Annotated in this window: 1 protein-coding gene; it reads right to left on the reverse strand. The window is 40.1% G+C overall.

Annotated features, from left to right (window positions below; genetic code table 11):
* Positions 1–662 precede the first annotated feature (662 nt).
* A complete protein-coding gene (locus tag R7F07_RS24700; RefSeq protein ID WP_086495586.1) occupies positions 663–1,373 on the reverse strand; it encodes a hypothetical protein in 711 nt (236 codons plus the stop codon).
* Between the last annotated feature and the right edge of the window lie 289 nt (positions 1,374–1,662).

Raw genomic sequence — 1,662 nt, forward strand, 5'->3', positions numbered from 1 at the left:
CCAGCACAGCCAGACAATAATGCCGCTATAAATAATATTAAAGTCTTCATACTTAATCTTTGACAACATAACGCCGCGTTAAGGGGTGCAGGCACGCAATACAAAAGCTACCGTACAGTGCCGTAACCACCGAACTCAACGCAAACTGAAAATGCCACGCGTGCCAAATCCCACTTAAACGCTTTGTTATGCTTAAGATTCAACGCCCAAATTTTTACCAAAACCAAGATTAACTCGACTAGGATTAGCTAACAAAAGGCAAAACCTAAAAAACTGAAATGACTCATAATTTTTAAAAATCAGACTTTGAAATTTGGCTGCTAAAAATCAAAAACCTAAGATCAAATTGCTGATTGAGCCAGCCGCCCTAACCTCGCGCTTACCAGAGAATTGATTGAGGCAATTCTCTGAACTTCCAACGCCAAAGAATAAGTGTCCGGAAAACAGCGCCCACTGGAGCCGACTTGCCGAAAAACTCGAAACAAACAAGCCTAGGGAACAAAGAAAAACCATAAACCACTGATTTTACGTGATTAAGCATAACGCCCTGTTAAGGTGTGAGCAACGCAATACCGAAGCTCCCGCATACCACCTTAAACACTAAAACCAACGCATAGTAAAAATGCCACGCGTTGCGAATCACTCTTAAACAGTTTGTTAGCCTACAGTTTCCAAAAGTCTCGAGAAATCCTTTCGTGATCCTCTCGGAATAAATCTAAAGCATATGCTTCATTAGAAATTAACAACACCAATTCAACAATAATCGGCTTCAACTCCTCGAAATAACTTTCGACATCTCCCCACTTCAAATTAAAGTCTTTAGGGTCAGCTAAGCGGGGTTCTGTACCGTCTTGCCTCATTTCGTAATGAGCAACCAATTTATTGCGTACGTTCCTAATTTTATGATGAAGATCCTTGCCTTTTAGTTCGCTAAATAATTTTTTTGCCTTGTGATAATGCTCATCAAACCTTTGAGACTTGTCTCCCAAATCTCTTTCTTTATGACGCTCTTCCCAGAATGCTCTTGATTCGGGGTCAACGTCGTTTACCCAAGTAATCGTTGTCGGTTTACAGTAGTCCCTTTTTAAAGCCTCTAAAAGAGGCTTAGAGGAAATAAGTTCAAGAATATTGAAAATTGATGGAGACGTATTACCTCGGTCAAATGAAATAGCAGCTAACTCACGAACAATATCTAGATACATTGTTATACGCATTAACTCAAGCCCATGACCACCATAGGAATGATCCCACTTATGAATCAAATCAGAATCGTTTAATAGGGGATTAAGCAAAGCTAATTTTCGATCTGCAATAATAAGTCGACTAATCATTGCGGTAGAGTAAGCTCTAACTTTCTTAACTCTGTGTTCCATACTTACCTCTGTAGGCTAACGCCTTGTTAAGGTGTGAGGCACGCAATACCGAAGGTTCCGCATAACACCTTAACCACTAAAGCCAACGCATAGTAAAAATGCCACGCGTGCCGAATCACTCTTGAACAATTTGTTATACGAATTTTTTCAGTGCCAACACTTGCTGTTCAAATAACTCACAATCTGACTTTGAGTATGACTTAGCGACATTGACCCATTGAACGCCCGTTTCATCTATGTGGCGAAACTCGACTTGAAGTGCATATTTAGAACAACGAAAAAGAGCAAA

Source organism: Vibrio sp. YT-16 (assembly GCF_033337405.1).
Taxonomy (GTDB): Bacteria; Pseudomonadota; Gammaproteobacteria; order Enterobacterales; family Vibrionaceae; genus Vibrio; species Vibrio alginolyticus.

What these genes read in the sequence shown, in the direction of transcription:
- R7F07_RS24700 (WP_086495586.1), bottom strand. Translation starts at nt 1,373, where the DNA reads ATGGAACACAGAGTTAAGAAAGTTAGAGCTTACTCTACCGCAATGATT.